The following is an 18,132-nucleotide window of genomic DNA, read 5'->3' on the forward strand; positions in this document are numbered from 1 at the left end:
TGACGGAGATGCTATTAGCTGTTGATATTGGTGGTACCAAATGTGAACTGGCTCTTTTCCCTTCAGGAAGCAGCCTCACGCCGGTCGCCCGAAAACGCTTTGCCAGTGCAGACTACCCGGATCTTGAAGAGATAGTCGCAGAGTTCCTGTCTGAAACAGGGGAGAAGCCAACCCATGCCTGTGTTGGTGTGGCCGGAGTGGTCAGTGATGGCTGCGGCAGAGTGACCAACCTCCCCTGGATAGTCCGTGAAGAAACCGTACAGCAGCGTTTTGGTTTTCAAGCTGTTCAACTTATCAATGATCTCACCTCCGTCTGTGCGTCCTTGCCGATACTGGAAGGGGCCGATCTCATGGAGATTCAGGCTGGCCAACCGCAAGCTGGCCAGTTGATAGGAGTGGTTGCCCCGGGGACCGGCCTCGGTGAAGGGCTGCTGGTGCAAAAAGATGGTTTGTTCTTTCCCAGGGGATGTGAAGGTGGTCATGCCGACTTCGCCCCTGTGGATGAATTGCAGACTGAGCTGATGAAGTGGATGCTCGGCAGACGTCAAAGGGTCAGCTATGAGAGCCTCATCGCCGGGCCGGGAATACCAAACCTCTACGATTTTCTGCATGAGCAGCAAGGGATTCCCGAGCTGGCCGAGGTTCGGCAAGAGTTTGACTCCACCACAGATCGTACCCCGGTCATATTTCACCATGCCTTCAGTGAGCATCCCTGTCTGCTCTGCCGACAGACCATAGACCTCTTTTTAGAGATTCTGGGAGCTGAAGCCGGCAACCTGGCCTTGAAGCTCTATGCACGCGGTGGAATCTATATCGGTGGGGGAATTGTGCCGAGGATAGCTGACAAGGTATCTTTTGACGGTTTTCGCCAGGCATTTCAGGCCAAGGGGAAAATGGCCGAACTCATGGAAAAGTTTCCGGTGCAACTGATCCTGCGTAAGGATGCGGCACTGCTTGGGGTCGCTAAATATGGTCGTGAGATTATGATTGGTACACCAGTAAGAACCACCAGGCATTTTCATTGAGTTTTTCTCTAATAGTATGGCCTTAAAGCAAACATTTATCCCTGTTGAAGTATTGAACTCTTATGGTCTGGCCGATCGGGAAACGGTGGTCGTTCCATTGGGTAAGGGGAATATTAATGATACCTACCTCGTCTCTTTTTCAAGCGGAAAAGTTGTATTTCAACGAATTAACGCTGCCGTTTTCCCAGCTCCTGCAGCTATTGCCGCCAATTTCCAGTTTGTCTCAGGTCACATTCAAAAACAGATAAGAACAGCTCCTTTTGAGTATCAATGTGCAGAACTGATTCCCACTCTGGAAGGGGAGGGATGGTACATTGACCAAAAAGGGGAATGCTGGCGAGCACAGAATTATATTGAGCATGCCGTTCCGGAAAGCCGGCACCTGAATTATGGCAGTGCTGTGCAATTGGGCCAGGTACTCGCTCGTTTTCATCTGCTCACAGAAGGACTGGATGTGACGGAACTTCACGAACCGATTCCTGGTTTTCACCGTACTCTTCGTTATCTCGAGAGCTACGATACTGCCCTTGCTGAAGCGCAACCGGCTGATAGCGCCGCGCTTTCTGCATGTAGAGCATATGTAGAGCGATTTCGGAGGAGAGTTACGGTCTTGGAGCAGGAGCGTGCTTCAGGAAGGTTACCGATCAGGGTCATGCACGGTGACCCGAAGCTCGATAACGTCATCTGGAGAGAAGCAGAACAGGCGAAAGGCCTTTTCGATCTGGATACTGTCGGCCCGGGACTGAGATTGTACGATCTCGGGGATTGCCTGAGATCCAGCTGCAACCTTATCGGTGAAGAAGCGTGTCAGCATGAGGTAACATTTTCTGCAGAAATTTTTCAGGCTGTGCTTGAGGGATACTTCAGTGCCGGAGAAAACTTTTTAGGCGCTAACGAAAGAGAACTGATTGTTGATGCTGCACTCACGATCACTGTGGAACTGGGTGTTCGATTCCTGACAGATTATATTGGTGGTAATGTTTATTTCAAAACGACCAGAGATGGGCAAAACCTTGGGCGAGCGTTGGTGCAATTCAAACTGGCCGACTCCATGGAATCGCAGGAGAAGGAGCTTCGACGCATGACAGCCTGAGGATGCGTCCAGCGCAACATCTGCCCATCACAACCACCCCAGACATTAATCCAGATCAGTGTAACTCCATATAAAAACATATTTTGACCAGATAATTAGACTAGCTAGCAAGCCAATTATTTGTTAGGCTATGCCCTGTTATCCGTTTCGCATTCGCGAAACTTGAAGACGTGTTCACGTAATCCAGAAAATCCGTAGACTATCGTTCCGTAGACATTCTTAATCAGCAGGGGTTATTGGCTTTCCAGGTTCTGTGTTCTGTATTGTGCCCTGATTGTAGTAGGTGAATCGTGAGTTGGCTGATGTTCAAGGTATGTCGGTAGTGGAATGGAGCCGACATGAAACTCAACAAAGTTGGCATGGAAAAAGGAGAGAGTTATGCGTAAAAAGATGTATAAAGCTGTCCTGTTCGGAGCATTGATAACCGGTTGTGCTACGGCGCAGACTTCAAGTGCAGCAGTGGGTGTAGATTCGACTGATCTGCGTGAGCTGATAGAATCAACACAAATTATGGCGACCTTGCATGACCTCAGTATAATAGGAGAGAGGTTGCCGGGAACAATAGGAGAGAGGTTGCCGGGAACAGCAGGTTACAAGGCAGCCGCAGATTATATTGAAAATACCTTGTTGAGTTACGGCTATTCAGTGACCCGGCAGCCATTTACCTTTCAGTTCTGGGAAGAGTTGGCAGACCCGGTGTTGGAGAAAACTGCACCAACCGGAGTTAGCTACACCCCGTATGAAACCGATGGATTCGCAACCATGGAATACTCCGGAAGTGGTAATATTGTAGAGCAGACGGTGATAAAAGCTGAGGTCTTTGGTTGTAACCCGGCGGATTTCGATTCAGCAGACTTTTATGGCAGCATCGCTTTGATCGAGCGCGGAGAGTGCACTTTTTTCCAGAAAGCGGCAAATGCTGAAGCGGCTGGGGCGGTAGCTGTGATTGTTTATAACGACGAAGCGCGCCAGGAAGCCTTTCTCGGTACTTTAGGTGGAGAGGGGATAACTGTTCCTGTGGTTGGAGCTGCCTACAGTGCCGGTCTGGAGTTACAGGAAGGAGGGACATTGGCATCGATTTACGTGGATGCAACTGTGACCAGTGTCGAAACATACAACATTATTGCTGAGACCCAGAGCGGACGTGATGATCGGGTGGTCGTGGTCGGCGCCCATCTCGATGGTGTCGCCGGGACTACTGCCATGAACGACAACGGGTCCGGCTCAGCTACAATTCTGGAAATCGCCAAGCAGATGAGTGCGCTCGGGGTCGAGCCGGTGAACAAAGTACGTTTCGCTTTCTGGAGCGCTGAAGAATCAGGCCTTATCGGTTCTACCTATTATGTCGACCACCTGACTGAGCGTGGCATTAAAGATATCGCCCTGAACCTCAACTTCGATATGCTGGCTTCACCGAACTATGTCAGGTTCGTCTATGATGGAGATGGTTCGGCAACTGAATTGGCTGGCCCGAACGGTTCTGCCAATATCGAAGCAGTGTTTGCCGACTATTTTGATGCCCAGCAAATCCCTTTTGAAGAGACTGCGTTTGATGGTCGATCAGATTATGGGCCGTTTATCGAAGCAGGCATTCCGGCGGGTGGTCTCTTCACCGGTGCTGATGAAATCAAAACTGTGGAGCAGGCGGAAATTTATGATGGTGTTGCAGGTGAAATGCTTGATGCCAATTACCATACCCCGGCTGACAATTATGACCAGCTCAATGAGGAAGTGTTAGACGTTATGGCAGATGCGGCGGCTCACACTGTGTTAACCTTCGCAATGACAAAATCCTCGGTAAATGGTACCGCGAAAGGTTCACCAGTAGCCAAGGAGAAGCTTATGTATAAAGGTCCCAAGGCCCAGAGATAATACCGATCCTGACACTCGTCATGTCTGATAAACCAGGCCGGATTACACTGTGTAACCCGGCCTGGTTCATTCCCTGCTCGCATCAATTCCCCAAAAGTTCAGTTTTGCTTTAACTCGACATAGCCTTTAATCGTGATGATTGTGATGTGCATAGAAATTTCACGATGACCATCTCAGCAGATGGAGAGCTGGCAACTATCCCTTTCCAACAGGAAAAAGGTTTACGACTACGATTCACTCCTGTATTATCAGGGGCTGTTTTGCGCCCGTCAGATGATATGAATTTTCATGAAAGTTCTCCCGGTTATCCCGTTTAGCCCGATGAATAATGCTGGCTAGCAGGTAATTTTAGCAATAAAAGCAGATTAGACGATATATAACCATGCAGACCCAGACTCCATTCACCCTGCACAACACCTCCAGTGAATGTGCAGCCCGCCGTGGCCACGTCACTACCAGACAGGGTACTATCCAAACTCCGGTTTTCATGCCGGTAGGCACCCAGGCCACAGTTAAGGCTGTCACCCCGGAAAACCTCTATGAAATGAATGCCGAGATTATCCTGGGCAATACCTATCATCTCTTTATCAGGCCGGGACATGAACTCATCGAACGGTTCGGTGGGTTGCATGGTTTTATGAACTGGAAAGGCTCGATCCTCACCGACAGCGGTGGTTTCCAGATATTCAGCTTGAAAGACCTTGCCACAATAACCGAAGAGGGTGCGGCTTTTCGTTCCCATCTTGACGGTTCAAAGCTGTTTCTCAGCCCGGAGGATGCAGTTCAGGTCCAGCAGAGTCTCGGTTCTGATATCATGATGTGCCTCGATACCTGCATTCCTTATCCGGCGACGAAGCAGGAAGTAATAGATTCCACGGCGCTCACCACCCGTTGGGCCGAACGGTGCCGCAAAGCGCATACCAAGCGTGAGCAGTTGCTGTTTGGCATCATTCAGGGTGGTATGCATGAAGAGTTGCGTAAAATGCACACCGAGCAGTTGATGGAAATAGGTTTCGACGGCTATGCTATCGGCGGCCTGAGTGTTGGTGAGGAACCGCAGGTGATGTACGACATCACTGAGGCCACCACCCCGCACATGCCCGACAATTATGCCCGTTATCTGATGGGGGTAGGTACCCCGAAAGATCTGGTAGAAGGTGTTTGGCGCGGCGTCGATATGTTCGACTGCGTTATGCCAACCAGAAATGCCAGGAATGGATATCTCTTTACCTCGACCGGCAGGGTCGTGATCAAGAATTCGCGATATCGTGATGATATGCGACCATTGGATGAGGCGTGTACGTGTTATACCTGCCGCAATTATTCCCGCGCATATCTCCGTCACCTGTTTGTCAGCCGGGAAATTTTAAGTTATCATTTGAATACCATTCATAATCTCCACTATTACCTCAACCTGATGGCCGGTATCCGAAAGTCGATTGAGGAGGACAACTTTGCCGCATTCCGCAAAGATTTTTATGGCAGGCTTGAGAGTGAATGAGTAGATTATTATAGTTTTTTTTAACAGAAGTATCCGGTATGTCTTGCGGTGTTCCCTTGATGAATACCAGCCGGATAACAATCATATTTCCTAATTCGATTCTCTGGAGGAAAGTATTATGACCAGTGTAGCATATGCGTCGGCTGCCGGCGGTGGAGCGGCTGGAGGTTTTGCCTCATTCATTCCGCTCATCCTTATATTTGTAGTTTTCTACTTTTTGCTTATCAGGCCGCAGCAGAAGCAGGCCAAGCAGCATCAGCAGTTCCTCTCTGATCTGAAAAAGAATAGCCGTGTCATGACCAAGGGTGGCATTCATGGCATTATCACAGATCTGAGCGACAATGTCATTACCCTGGAGATTGCCAGGGATGTGACCATCAAAGTTTCCCGCGATGCAATTGCAGGCGCGATCAACAAGGATGGTACCGCTGTGGCAAAAGATCCTAAAAAGAGCGGCAAAGAAGCTCCCAAATCCGGGGGCTGAGGCATCAGAGGCTGCTAAGGCTCTACAGGCTGTAGAATACGGTAGTAAAAACCGTTTTGTTCTTTATGAACAAAACGGTTTTTTTGTGTGAATATGATAGAATAAGGAACATAGGGGGTGTTTTTAACATTCTATTTTAAGGAGGCTCTATGGCCATTTACCTGGTGCAGCATGGTTTAGCTCTTTCCCAAGAAGAAGACCCGCAACGGGGGCTTGCCCAGGAGGGCATCGAGAAGGTGAGGCTTATAGCCGACGTGGCGGCGAACTACTCGGTGAAAGTCGATACAATATTTCATAGTGGCAAAGCAAGAGCGGAGCAGACTGCCCGGTTGATGGCAGCGGCTCTTGAACCATCAGGGGGCATTGTAGCACGAGCTGGACTTGCCCCAATGGACGACGTGGCGACATTGGCCATGGAACTTGATCCGGCAAGCAATATTATGCTGGTGGGGCATTTGCCCTTTATGGAGCGTTTAACCTCATTGCTGACGACTGGTTCGGCAGCGTTTCGGGTGTTTAAGTTTCAGAATGGAGGCATTGTTTGCCTGGATCGGGACGCTGAGAATGAGAAGTGGTATGTCAAGTGGGCGTTGATGCCCAACGTAGGATAGACTCATCAGCCCAGGCGGGCCATCTTCTTCAGTATTTTGACCGTGGATATAGGTTGACTATTATCCACGGTCAAAAACTTCGAATATGTCGCCGCCTGAACAGATGAGTAATGGCAAACTTCTAACGTGAATTAATTATCGAAAATATATGGCCTTCACAAGGTCTGTTAAAATTATAAATGGCTAAACAGAAATTTTATGCGGTTGCGGTGGGCGGCAAGAAAACTATCTATACCGACTGGGCAACCACCGAAAAGCAGGTGAAAGGTGTTGGTGGGGCGAAGTATAAGAGTTTTCCCACCAGGCAGGAAGCAGAGGCTTGGTTAAAGAACCCGGTCTATGCGTCAAAAGGGAAAAGCGCTGCAAAGAATAATGGTGGCAAGCCAAGCGGAAAAGCGAAAACGTTGGTGCCCAAGAATATTCCTGCAAATGCAATAGTCATTTACACGGATGGTGGTGCGATCAACAATCCCGGCCCAGGCGGCTATGGTATCGTGATAACTGACGGTGACGCACGCAGGGAAATCTCTGGCGGTTATCGTTTGACCACCAACAATCGTATGGAGATGACTGCCTGCATTGTCGCCTTAAAAGAGGTGATCGGTCAGGGGCGGCCGATCGTGCTCTATTCCGACTCCAGCTATCTGGTTAATGGAATCGAAAAAGGCTGGGCCCGTGGTTGGAAACGGCGTGGCTGGAAGAAATCAGATGGCGCACCTGCCTTAAACCCCGATCTCTGGGCGGAGTTGCTCGATCTGCTCGATCAGGGCAAAGTTGAGTTGCGCTGGGTCAAAGGCCATGCGGGGAACGAACTGAACGAGCGTTGCGATCAACTGGCGGTTGCCGCGGCCCGGGGGACTGACCATCGTGTCGATAGAGGCTACGAACAGAGCATATAATGCTATCGGGAAGAGTCTGTAGGAGAGAACACTATGGGGGCCACATTACGGAAAAAAATAATCGAGTTGCTCGAAGAGGAGGAACTCGATGCTCTGGAATTGAGCGGTATACTTTCCATCCGTGAAAAGGAGGTGTATGAGCACCTCCCCCACATTGCTAAATCCCTGGCTGCATCTGGCAGAAAACTAGTAATCAGCCCCTATATATGCCTGGTGTGTAATTACTCCTTTGGTAAGCGGGATCGTTTCGACCGGCCGGGACGCTGCCCCAGATGCAAGGAAGGTCATATCCGGATGGCCACCTATTCTATAAAATGATCCCCGCTTAATGCTGAGCAATCTTCTTCTGTGTCTAATCGTATGCCATGACTCACTATCAGAGCCTGAGCTCTGGGCGTAGTATTTCCCCGTTAAGATCTGGAACCTGATAGCATCTGCACGCTATTTCCGGTAAACTCCCAGGCTTTTCTTGTAGGGAAGCCTGGACATTATTTTTGCGGCGCTACAGATCAATGGCAATACTATACAGACACCGGCTCCACAGAGGGCTACGCTTCATCCCCTGAATTACATATAAACAAAGGATTATGATTGATGAAATTTCTACACACAATGGTTCGGGTAAAAGACCTTGAGCAGTCAATTGACTTTTTTACCAATATACTTGGCTTGGTAGAAACCAAGAGAATGGATTTTGAAGAAGGACGTTTTACTCTTTTATATCTGGCAACCGCACCTGGTGAACCTGAAGTTGAGCTCACCTATAACTGGGATCAGGAAGAAACATACAGTGTGGGCAACAATTTCGGACACATAGCCTTCAGTGTTGAAAATATTTATGAATACTGTCAAATGCTGATGGACAAAGGTGTAACAATCCTCCGTCCACCACGGGATGGTCATATGGCCTTTATTCGTACCCCTGATCAGATTTCAATAGAGTTTCTGCAGGAGGGAGAGAAACTTCCTGTTCAGGAACCATGGGCATCCATGGAGAACCAGGGCAGTTGGTAGTTTCGAATTGAGCGCCTCGTCCATAAAGCATTTCGACACGGTGTTTCCGGTTGCCATGGGTGAATCTGAAACACCCTCTGAAATTCTATTCTTTATTTTCTGCTCAGTCCGAGTCGGGTGAACACCACTTTCCGGTCTGTTATCACGGGCTGTTCCTGGGGAATTCCAGGACGTTCGTCAACTTAAAAAGATCCTTGGCCGACCTCTTTTCAGTGTAAATATTGGCAAAATATTATGTCGTCTTTTCTCGCCATTCCCGTCAGTGTACGGTTCATGCTCTGTTCCGCGCTCTTTTTTGCCCTTATGGGCGGTTGTGTAAAAGGAGCCAGTTTGAAAGGCATCCCGGTTCTGGAGATACTCGCCGCCCGGGCACTGATCTCTTCAGCCTTGAGCTATATCGATATTCGTCGAAAAAGGATCAGCCCCTGGGGAATCAACAAGCCCTTGCTCATCGCCAGAGGTGTGGTTGGAACCATGGCCCTGGTCTGTGTGTTTTATGCGGTAACAACCCTTCCCCTGGCTGAGGCTACACTGCTGCAATACCTTTATCCGGTATTTACCTCACTGCTTGCCTTTTTCTTTTTGAAAGAAAAAATTCTGAGATCCACCATAGTGTGTATCCTTCTCAGCCTCACCGGGCTGTTGGTGATGGTTCAGCCGGGGTTTTCGTTGTTTGCGTCTTCAGTTGCTTCTGTAGCACTAAACCCCGCTGGAGTAGCTGCAGCCATTCTTGGCTCTCTTGGTACGGGAATAGCCTACGTGCTGGTGCGAAAGCTCAGCAGCACAGAAGATCCTTCGGTTATCATTTTCTACTTTCCGTTTATCGCCCTGCCCGTTTCTTTTTTGCTGCTCGGCAATAACTTTGTCATGCCGCCTGATGCTGCAACATGGGCTCTCCTGCTACTGGTGGGAGTCTTTACCCAGATCGCACAGTACTGTCTGACCATGGCCATAAAAGGTGAGAAAGCTGCCAAAGCTACGGCATACTCCTATGCCCAGGTAATTTTCTCAGCACTGATCGGTTGGGCTTTTTTTATGGAGGTTCCGACCATCACCACTTTGCTTGGTGCTCTGTTTATTATTGGCGGTGCTCTGGTGAACCTTTGGGCGCCCTTGGACCGGGCGCCAAAGCTCTGATTGGGAGATACAAAAAACTGGGGAAGTGTGTTTGAAATGGTCAGAGAAAAATTGAAAGTGCGACTATTTTACTCCTGCCCCCTCACTGGCAGTTACGTTCCGAAATAGCGACTCACAGCCACAATCGTCACCCCCATCACCATCGAGGCAAAGATATTGCCTGTGCGTAGGCTGCAAAGAGCGGTGCAGGCGGTAGCTATCCAACCCCAGAAGCCTGCGGCGAATGCTGCGGGAACAATAAGGGAGAGCAGGATTGTGCCAGGCAGGGCGTCCATAAATCTTCTGAATTTTCCGGTCTTCGGTAAGCGTCCGGCCAGGAGCAAACCGCCCAGACGAAGACTGTAGGTCGCCACTGCTGCGGCCGCTATTACCGCATAGATCATAGCTGAATCAACCATTGTTCTTTTCTCCCTGGCTTTTCTGCTGGTGGCTGACAGGCATAAACGCGGTAAGCAAGGCTCCACCAATTCCACCAACCAGAATGTACCATTTACCGGGGATCAGCTTTTCGGCAATAAAGGCCAGCAACGCTGTTACAATCCAAGGCCAAAGATCCTGACGTCCGCGCCAAAAGCTGAAAACCAACGCGGTGAAAACTGCGACAAAGGCAAAGTCCAGGCCGAACTGTTCCGGGTTACTGATGACAGTTCCGAGCCTATGCCCGGCCATGGTTCCAGCGCACCATGCTCCCTGAACACAGATTCCACCACCCAGCAGGAACCAGACGGTTGTTAGTTCCTTTCTGCGGAATCTGGCCATGGTCATGGCCCAGTTTTCATCGGCGACCAGATGGATGAACACCATCTTCTCTTTGAGTGGTTTTTCTGCAAAGAGCGGTTCCAACGAGGCGCCAACTAGCAGGTAGCGCATGTTAATTACCAGCACCGCCAGGGTGATCTCTGCGATAGGTAATGGCGGCAGCCACATATCGACCATCACGAACTGGGCCGATCCGGCGAATACCGAGAGGTTCATAACCAGAAGCTCAACCCAGCTTAATCCCTTTTTAGCTGCGATCAGGCCAAGCACACTTCCGTAGGCAGCAACGCTGGCCGCAACCACAAGGTTGGCGATAAATCCGGCCTTGAGCTGGGACAGGCTATCAGCCGCCTCTACCTGTTCTGTAATTGAAATATCAGTTGTTGTTTTCATGACGGTAACCATAGCAAAGTAACTGCTTCGCAGTCTTGCACGATATTGCTCTTTTTACCCTCGATGGCTATCGTACGTAAAACCAACTCATTGCAGGCAATTGAAAATTATCGGAAACGAGAAATAGAATTATGATTAACTGGAAGGGCATTGCTGTTGTTGCTGCAACGCTGGTTCTGCTTTCCGCCTGCCTGCTTGACCCCAGGCCATTTGACGAAGGTGCCTGGCGACAAAGCGTTGCCGGGATGCAGGTTGAGGATCTTTACAGCGAACACCAGCGTGATGGTGTGTTCTTTAACCCCTGGCTGGGAAGTACCCGGGGATTTGGTGGATTAATCCGTTGGCAGCTCTCAACGAAAGGAGAATATACCGATGAGGCGGAAGAGTACCTGCCAGAGTTGATACCGGAACTGCTTGACCGCATTGAACAACTTAAAGCTGATAAGGATTTTTTAGTCTGGATAGGACACGGCACGTTTCTCATCCGAATCGACTCCATCTACTTTCTCACCGATCCCATTCTCTCCGACAGGGCCTTGCTCCCTAAACGTAAAACCCGGCCTGCCATGAATATGGAAGAACTTGCCGGTCTGGACCTTCCCCTGCAGGTTATTATTTCCCATAATCACTACGACCATCTGGATGTCGGGACCATAAAGGCATTACCTGAACAGTCCCGTATTCACGTTCCCCTCGGCCTGCGGAGTTATGTGCAGAAATATCACAAGGGCGAAGTGGTTGAATATGACTGGTGGGATGAAAAGGAGTTCGACGGCTGGAAACTCACCAGTCTGCCGGCCCAGCACTGGTCAAGGCGAATAGGCCAGGGGCGTGATACGACTCTCTGGGCCAGTTTTATGATCGAGGCTGGCGGAAAGGTGATCTATTTGGGGGGTGATAGCGGCTATTTTATCGGTTTCCAGGAGTTCGGCAGGCTGTATCCAAAGATCGATTACGCCCTGATGCCGACCACCGCCTACCATCCCCGTTGGTTTATGCATTATCCCCATATGAATGTCGAAGAGGCGGTGGACGCGTTTGAGGATCTTGGTGCAGACTATTTCATTCCGACCCAGTGGGGCACCTTCAGACTGGGGGATGAGCCACCGGGGCTGGCCATACAGGATCTACAGGACTTGATTGAAGAACGTAAGCTTGATGAAGCGCAATATCTTGTACCGAAGCTGGGGGAGATTGTGGAGCTGGAGTAACCGGGATTTTTCAGTTGCAAGAGGGACATTATGAAAAGTGATGTCTCAGGACCTACTCCGGTAAGCCGTAGACTTTAGTGAGCGGCTCGAGTTTCCAGCTCAGCATGTATTTCGTGGAGTTATCTTCTTAGGTAGTCATGATGCAGGATTATTATCTCGCATTGAGGGACACCATCTCTTCTGATTGAAGAAGGGGGGCAAACAATTCAATAGTCCGCTAATGGCTCTTCATCAGGGATGGATTTTTCTCCCCAAAAGAAAGGTAGTGTTCGGAGCACGCCAAGGCAATATTCCCTTGCTATATTGTCTCAGACACACTACAGGTCTGCTTTGCTATCAAGCTGATTCATCCTTTATCTCAAGTGGTACCCATAAATGACTGACAGACAAACGAAAGATCTCCTGCACGGAGTCACCCTGGAGCAGATTCTCAATGCCCTGGTGGCTGATTACGGTTGGGAAAAATTAGGAAAGTATATAAAGATCAAGTGCTTTACCACCAATCCTACGGTGAAATCAAGCCTCAAACTCCTGAGAAGAACTCCCTGGGCCCGGACCAAAGTTGAAAATCTTTACATATCCATGAAGAAGCGTGAAATACGTAAGAGTGGTGATGTGTGGAAAAGCGCGAAACACAACTGATCTGCCGGTTTTCACAGATCAGTTGTGATCAGATAGCTACATCTTTTTTGAGTTGAGTGCTATCGTTTCCCAGACATTGACTGGATTTACCTGTGTCGATTCTCCAAATACCCAGACGGGGAATGTCCGCCCTTTGATCCTGCCATGTTTGAGCAGTTTATGCGCTTTATCGATCACGCTGCTGTCAATTGCCACGTAACTCTGGCGGTCGTAGACATCTATTTTCCCCACATATTTTCCTGCTATTCCCTTTTGGCCGGTGAGTGCACCGAGGATATCGCCGGGCCGCATTTTGTGTTTTTTCCCCGCCTCTATGACAAGGGTGGAATTGGGTGGGGTGAGAGTGAAATTCTCGACTTCGGCCAATGAATCCACAGCCTCAAATCGGCGCACTTCGTGGCGGTACTCCTCTTCCACTTCACGCGCTTCACTATCTGTGAACAGGGTAACAGCAATACCTTCCTTGCCTGCACGACCTGTTCGGCCGATGCGATGGGTGTAGACCGCTCTGGTGAGGGGGACATCGTAATTGATCACCATCTCCAGCTCCTTGATATCAATACCTCGCGCCGCCACATCGGTGGCCACAAGAACTGAACAACTGTTATTGGCAAACTGGACCAGTACATCAGTTCGCTCAATCTGCTCCAGATCTCCGTGTAATGGCTGGGCATCAATGCCAGCATCATGGAGTTCTTCAGCGACATTCTGCGCTTCGATTTTGGTATTACAAAAGACCAGAGTATTGCCAGGATTGTGGTGAGCGATTGTCTTTATCAGTACAGAAAGTTTTTCGTTTTTGGGTATCTGGTAAAAGTATTCTGTAATCTTGTTCGCAGGTTCTGCTGAAACGGTTTGAATGCTGATCGCCTCATTCTGGATTGTGGCGCTCAGGTTCAATATCTTCTTCGGATAGGTTGCTGAAAAGAGCAGTGTTTGTCTCTCTTCCGGCATTTTGGAGATAATCTCATCTATGTCGTCGATAAAACCCATGTCAAGCATACGGTCTGCTTCATCGAGTACCAGCGTATCCAGATCCTTGAGGGAAAGATTCTTTTTGCCGAGATGTTTCAATATCCGCCCCGGAGTTCCGACAATTATATGGGCCCCGTGCAGCAGTGAACCATACTGGGGACCAAAAGGGACCCCTCCACATAAAGTGAGAATTTTCACATTATGGGTTGCACGTGCCAGCCGACGCAACTCTTTGGCAACCTGATCTGCAAGTTCCCGGGTTGGGCATAACACCAGAGACTGAACTCTAAACTTTGTAACGTCCAGCTTACTTATCAAGCCGATACCGAACGCAGCGGTTTTGCCACTTCCGGTCTTTGCCTGGGCAATTACATCGAGGTTATCGAGGATATGCGGGAGGCTTTCTGCCTGGACAGGTGTCATGGAATTAAAGCCAAGTTCCTGAAGGTTGTGGAGCATTGCAGCTGAAAGCGGCAAATGCGAAAAATCTGAGTCACTCATAGCAGTATTTTTTCCTAATACCTTAAAACGTTATGGTTGCGTTTCTGGCGAACTCTTACGAAACCCGTCGGAGAAAGCCACTGTGGCAAATCGTGCTGTATTGAGAACTAATGGTCTCGGACACGTAAACGAAAGGTAGTGCTGGTGTCATTTTGTATCTGCATCTCACCTACTCTAAATGATCAGAACCAGTATATAGTCCTGATGTTCCGGCACACTTTGAAGAGGCGCAACAGGTACGAGTGGTGAAGGCAGGCAGGATAGATATAGTATTCGGCCAATTACAGGGGCAAGCGTCGTAGCGCATGCGGCAGGATACCACTTAAACAGTCCCCTTAGTATAGTGATGTCTGAGAGATTTGTCCTGATCAAATTAGCATCAGGCCGTTATAAAACGTATGAATGGCATTTGGGAGCAGACGGGAATGTGTATAGAGGCCTGAAGTTCTGGTTTATAAAGTAGACCGGGAATGTGAAGCTGAAGGAGGGCATTGCATCAGTAAATCCTGCTTTTAGCAAAAAAAAGGTAATAAGAATTGGTTCTATGTAACTGTTTTCTTTAGTTAAACAAAAAAGCTGCAATTGTGGGTGAGAAGAATGTTTGATTTTTGTCAGGCTATATAGTTGATTACATTTAATCATTATCTCATAAGGATGCGGAAAATTGAAGCGAAGGGGTGCTCAGGGTATGCGGCAAGCCAGTACACCGGAACCGGTTTGCTTGATTGTATCAGCTGGGTTGTGGTCCATTGCCGGACGATGGACCATTCTCGTTTTGGTGTTGTGTATTCTGGCGGGCGGTTGTCGGGATGAGACACCAATAAAGGTGGGTTTTATCGCAGGGACCTCCGGGAAAGTTGCGGATCTTGGCATTTCAGGTCGTGACGCAGTTCAGATGCTGGTTGAAGAGTACAACCGTAACGGTGGTATAAACGGCCAGCGGCTGGATCTTGTCATCAAAGATGATCAGCAGGAACCTGAAATTGCAAGGAAATCGGTGCAGGAGTTGATCGATGAAGGAGTTGTGGCAATAATCGGGCCCATGACCAGCGATATGGCCATGGCGATTACCCCGGTACTGGATAAGCATCAAATCCCCGCAGTCAGCCCGACTGCTACCACCCAACACCTTTCAGGCCAGATCGACTACTTTTACAGAGTGAGCTCAACCACCCGGGAGTATGCAACCAAGAGTGCCGCCTATCACATACGTGCGACAGAGATACGGAAAATTGCCGTTGTTTTCGACAAGGATAATAGCTCGTTCACTGAAAACTGGTTGAATATTTTCAAACAGTACTTTGTTTCAAACGGTGGTGAAATAGTAGCTGAAATAGGTTTTGAAAAGCAACAGAAGAGATCGTTTATAGAAATTGCGCTTGAACTGCTGAGCCATGAAGCAGATGGAATTCTCATTATAGCCAATTCCATGGATTCTGCCTTGTTTTGCCAGCATATCAGGAAAGTAGATACTGATATTCCGATATCGCTCTCTGATTGGGGAGCGACTGAACGACTACTCGAGCTGGGTGGTCGTGCCATCGAGGGGACACTGGTTGTTCAGACGTTCGATAGAATGTATTCGGGAGAGAAGTATCAGGCTTTCAGAAAAGAGTATTTCAACACCTTCAAAAGGGAGCCCGGCTTCCCCGGAGTATATGCGTATGACGCAGCCCAGGTGGTGTTTACTGCTCTCGAAAAACAGAAGAAGAACCATAGTCTGAAAGAGACTCTTGATTCTATTGGGCAGTTTCCCGGGTTGCAAGGCGATATTCGTTTTGATGAGTTTGGAGACGTACAAAGATCAAAAGCTAACATCAGTGTAGTTCGGAACCGAAAATTTATCGTCTTGGATTGATTGCTTGAAAACTGTCACACCTCTCCACAAACATCTTTCGTTGAAGTTTGCAGTAGTTGCAATTCTACCTATTCTCATTACCAGCTGGCTTGTCCTGAACTTCCTCGTTCCAGAGATGAAGAGACAGATTGCTGGTCAGCATGAAAGCATGGCCCGTTCGGTAGCCAGTCAAATATCTGCCCATCTGCAGGGAGGTGAAAGGCAACTTCTTGCTCTCGCCGATTTCTTTGAAGAAAAAGATGAGTGGCACTCTCCGGATGTAACGCTTTTACTCGATTCCCAGTGCGGAAGCGGTGATCTTTTCGAAACCACGTATATTACATCAAACCCGGAGCAGACTATCTGCTACGTAGGGTTGGCTGACAAATCACCGGATATACGCCGATTAAAGAGAGATGATCTGCTGGGGATTGACCTTTCAGGGAGACAATTTGTTTTTAAAGAGGATGCGGCGAATAATCTGTTCTGGTCGGAAACATTCCTGTCGACGGTGAGTAACAGCCTGGCGGTGGCCCTGAAAGTCCCTTTCTCAGGACATTCCATCACAGGTGAAATCAGCTTGCTCAGATTTTCAGAATTGATCAGTAATCTGTCGGGGACCGGGGATACCGTAACCATTGTGCTTGATGGGAACGGTCGAATTGTTGCAGATTCAAACAAGGAGTCCTGGGGGCAACAGTTTGATCTCAGCAAGTTGCCTCAAGCCGGATCAGCTGGCAGTTCAAAATCTTCCATGTCATTTGAACTGCATGGTACACAGATGCTCGGAACCATGGTCAAGGTTCACCATTTAGAATGGAACGTTTTAGTATATCAGCCTCTGGCGAGTGCCCACAGTCCATTGATAACAGCGTATTTCGCGGTGGCCCTGGCTCTGGGATTTGCCCTGGCATTGGCGCTGGCCGTGGCCTATTTTCAGGCCATGGCGTTATCAAATACCTTTACGCAGTACGCTGAAGAAAAACAGAAAATTTTAGATGATCTGTTGCAGGCAAAGCAGGAGGCAGAGGCAGCCAGTGTTGCCAAATCTGAGTTTCTCGCAAATATGAGTCACGATCTGCGGACTCCGCTCAACGGTATTATGGGTATGCTTCAACTGATTGACCAGACCAATTTAACCCGTGAGCAGCATGAGTATATTCAGATTGCTTTAAAATCATCCAATCGTTTGACGGGGTTGCTGTCCGATATCCTGGATTTATCGCGGGTGGAAGCGGGTAAAATGCCTCTGAACCAGAAACCATTCGATCTGGCGCAGAGTGTCGGGCAGGTATGTGATCTTTTTCAGATCACCTTCAAGCAGATGGAGGTCGAACTTGCCAATTCGTTCCATCCGTCGATACCCCAGATGGTTCTTGGTGATGGTTCACGCCTCCAGCAAGTTCTCAATAATCTGTTGAGTAATGCCGCAAAATTCACGACAAGAGGCAGTGTGAAGCTGGAGGTCTATCCGTTGCCGTCTCATCAGCCAGGGCAGAGCCGGGTGCTGTTTACGGTTATTGATACCGGCATTGGTGTTGCCTCGGAAGAGATAGACCTCCTCTTCGAACCATTTCATCAGGGCGATGTTGACCGTATACGAAAATTTGGGGCAGGGCTGGGACTTGCCATCTGTAAACGGCTGGTAAAGTTGATGGGGGGAGACATCTATTTCGAAAGTGAGCCAGGGGTAGGAACCACTGTCAGCTTCTGTGTAACATTTGGGGAATGTTTGTACCGGCAAAAGCCGTTGGCTGAACCGGAGGTCGATGTTCAGCACAGCCCTGTCTGTCTGGATATTCTTGTAGCGGAAGATGACCCCATCAACGCTACAACCGTGAAGTGGCTGCTGGAGAGGGACGGTTGCAAGGTTACCAGTGTGGAAAACGGCGTTGAGGCACTACAGGCTTTGGCTCACAACAGATTTGATGGTGTACTGCTGGACATCCAGATGCCGGTTATGGATGGACTCGAAACCGTTCAGGCTATCCGCCAGGGTAAAGCAGGACATGAGAATAGAGGTATACCGGTAATTGCTCTCACCGCGTATGCCATGAAGGGAAATCAGGAGACTTTTCTCGATAAAGGGATGGACAGATACCTATCCAAGCCTGTTGATATTAAAAAATTACAGTCTGTCCTGCAGTGGGTGGCACATCGCAACCGGAACTGATCTAC

17 protein-coding genes are annotated in these 18,132 nt (G+C 48.9%); 14 read left to right on the forward strand and 3 right to left on the reverse strand.

Annotated elements, in window-relative coordinates; genetic code table 11:
* Positions 1-8: 8 nt before the first annotated feature.
* The 10 genes from glk to ACN5NT_RS14530 all read left to right on the forward strand — a co-directional run bounded on the left by glk (position 9) and on the right by ACN5NT_RS14530 (position 9,636).
* Positions 9-1,025, forward strand: coding sequence for a glucokinase (gene glk, locus ACN5NT_RS14485; RefSeq protein WP_419175970.1), 1,017 nt, complete (start codon positions 9-11; stop codon positions 1,023-1,025).
* A gap of 16 nt (positions 1,026-1,041) precedes the next feature.
* Positions 1,042-2,118, forward strand: a complete 1,077-nt coding sequence (locus tag ACN5NT_RS14490; RefSeq protein WP_419175891.1) for a phosphotransferase enzyme family protein — start codon at positions 1,042-1,044, stop codon at positions 2,116-2,118.
* Between the two features lie 378 nt (positions 2,119-2,496).
* On the forward strand, positions 2,497-3,990 hold the full coding sequence (locus ACN5NT_RS14495; RefSeq protein ID WP_419175892.1) for a M28 family peptidase: 1,494 nt from the start codon (positions 2,497-2,499) through the stop codon (positions 3,988-3,990).
* Between the two features lie 382 nt (positions 3,991-4,372).
* A complete protein-coding gene (tgt, locus tag ACN5NT_RS14500; RefSeq protein WP_419175893.1) occupies positions 4,373-5,491 on the forward strand; it encodes a tRNA guanosine(34) transglycosylase Tgt in 1,119 nt (372 codons plus the stop codon).
* 118 nt (positions 5,492-5,609) lie between these two features.
* On the forward strand, positions 5,610-5,975 hold the full coding sequence (yajC, locus tag ACN5NT_RS14505) for a preprotein translocase subunit YajC (RefSeq protein ID WP_136797404.1): 366 nt from the start codon (positions 5,610-5,612) through the stop codon (positions 5,973-5,975).
* Positions 5,976-6,124: 149 nt separating this feature from the next.
* Positions 6,125-6,586 (forward strand): phosphohistidine phosphatase SixA, encoded by a 462-nt coding sequence (gene sixA, locus ACN5NT_RS14510; protein ID WP_136797402.1) that lies wholly within the window; start codon positions 6,125-6,127, stop codon positions 6,584-6,586.
* A 179-nt stretch (positions 6,587-6,765) separates the two neighbouring features.
* Positions 6,766-7,485 (forward strand): ribonuclease HI, encoded by a 720-nt coding sequence (gene rnhA / locus ACN5NT_RS14515; protein ID WP_419175894.1) that lies wholly within the window; start codon positions 6,766-6,768, stop codon positions 7,483-7,485.
* Positions 7,486-7,518: 33 nt separating this feature from the next.
* Entirely contained in the window at positions 7,519-7,803 is a 285-nt protein-coding gene (locus tag ACN5NT_RS14520) for a transcriptional regulator (RefSeq protein WP_136797399.1), read from the forward strand.
* 276 nt (positions 7,804-8,079) lie between these two features.
* Entirely contained in the window at positions 8,080-8,499 is a 420-nt protein-coding gene (locus ACN5NT_RS14525) for a VOC family protein (RefSeq protein ID WP_136797397.1), read from the forward strand.
* Positions 8,500-8,733: 234 nt separating this feature from the next.
* The gene (locus ACN5NT_RS14530; RefSeq protein WP_419175895.1) at positions 8,734-9,636 is read left to right on the forward strand and encodes a DMT family transporter; all 903 of its coding nucleotides are present in this window, start codon (positions 8,734-8,736) and stop codon (positions 9,634-9,636) included.
* A 92-nt stretch (positions 9,637-9,728) separates the two neighbouring features.
* Here ACN5NT_RS14530 and ACN5NT_RS14535 read toward each other — a convergent pair whose 3' ends face one another.
* Both ACN5NT_RS14535 and ACN5NT_RS14540 read right to left on the reverse strand, forming a co-directional pair.
* Positions 9,729-10,034, reverse strand: a complete 306-nt coding sequence (locus ACN5NT_RS14535; protein ID WP_419175896.1) for an AzlD family protein — start codon at positions 10,032-10,034, stop codon at positions 9,729-9,731.
* Entirely contained in the window at positions 10,027-10,788 is a 762-nt protein-coding gene (locus tag ACN5NT_RS14540) for an AzlC family ABC transporter permease (protein ID WP_419175897.1), read from the reverse strand. The genes ACN5NT_RS14535 and ACN5NT_RS14540 overlap by 8 nt, the downstream gene beginning before the upstream one ends.
* Before the next feature lie 131 nt (positions 10,789-10,919).
* Between ACN5NT_RS14540 and ACN5NT_RS14545 the strand changes: the two genes are divergently transcribed.
* Together ACN5NT_RS14545 and ACN5NT_RS14550 are read left to right on the forward strand one after the other, a co-directional pair.
* Positions 10,920-11,999 (forward strand): MBL fold metallo-hydrolase, encoded by a 1,080-nt coding sequence (locus ACN5NT_RS14545; RefSeq protein ID WP_419175898.1) that lies wholly within the window; start codon positions 10,920-10,922, stop codon positions 11,997-11,999.
* Positions 12,000-12,374: 375 nt separating this feature from the next.
* The gene (locus ACN5NT_RS14550) at positions 12,375-12,641 is read left to right on the forward strand and encodes a VF530 family DNA-binding protein (RefSeq protein ID WP_136797389.1); all 267 of its coding nucleotides are present in this window, start codon (positions 12,375-12,377) and stop codon (positions 12,639-12,641) included.
* 36 nt (positions 12,642-12,677) lie between these two features.
* On the opposite strand, the gene dbpA is transcribed toward ACN5NT_RS14550, so the two are convergent.
* Positions 12,678-14,117 (reverse strand): ATP-dependent RNA helicase DbpA, encoded by a 1,440-nt coding sequence (gene dbpA, locus ACN5NT_RS14555; protein ID WP_419175899.1) that lies wholly within the window; start codon positions 14,115-14,117, stop codon positions 12,678-12,680.
* A gap of 688 nt (positions 14,118-14,805) precedes the next feature.
* On the opposite strand from dbpA, the gene ACN5NT_RS14560 reads away from it, so the two are divergent.
* Positions 14,806-15,975, forward strand: a complete 1,170-nt coding sequence (locus tag ACN5NT_RS14560) for an ABC transporter substrate-binding protein (protein WP_419175900.1) — start codon at positions 14,806-14,808, stop codon at positions 15,973-15,975.
* Positions 15,976-15,979: 4 nt separating this feature from the next.
* Positions 15,980-18,127: an ATP-binding protein gene (locus ACN5NT_RS14565; RefSeq protein WP_419175901.1), complete on the forward strand. Its 2,148-nt coding sequence runs from the start codon at positions 15,980-15,982 to the stop codon at positions 18,125-18,127.
* The last annotated feature ends 5 nt before the right edge of the window (positions 18,128-18,132 follow it).

Origin of the sequence: Desulfosediminicola sp., from assembly GCF_048381775.1 — a bacterium.
Classification (GTDB): domain Bacteria; phylum Desulfobacterota; class Desulfobulbia; order Desulfobulbales; family Desulfocapsaceae; genus Desulfopila; species Desulfopila ganghwensis.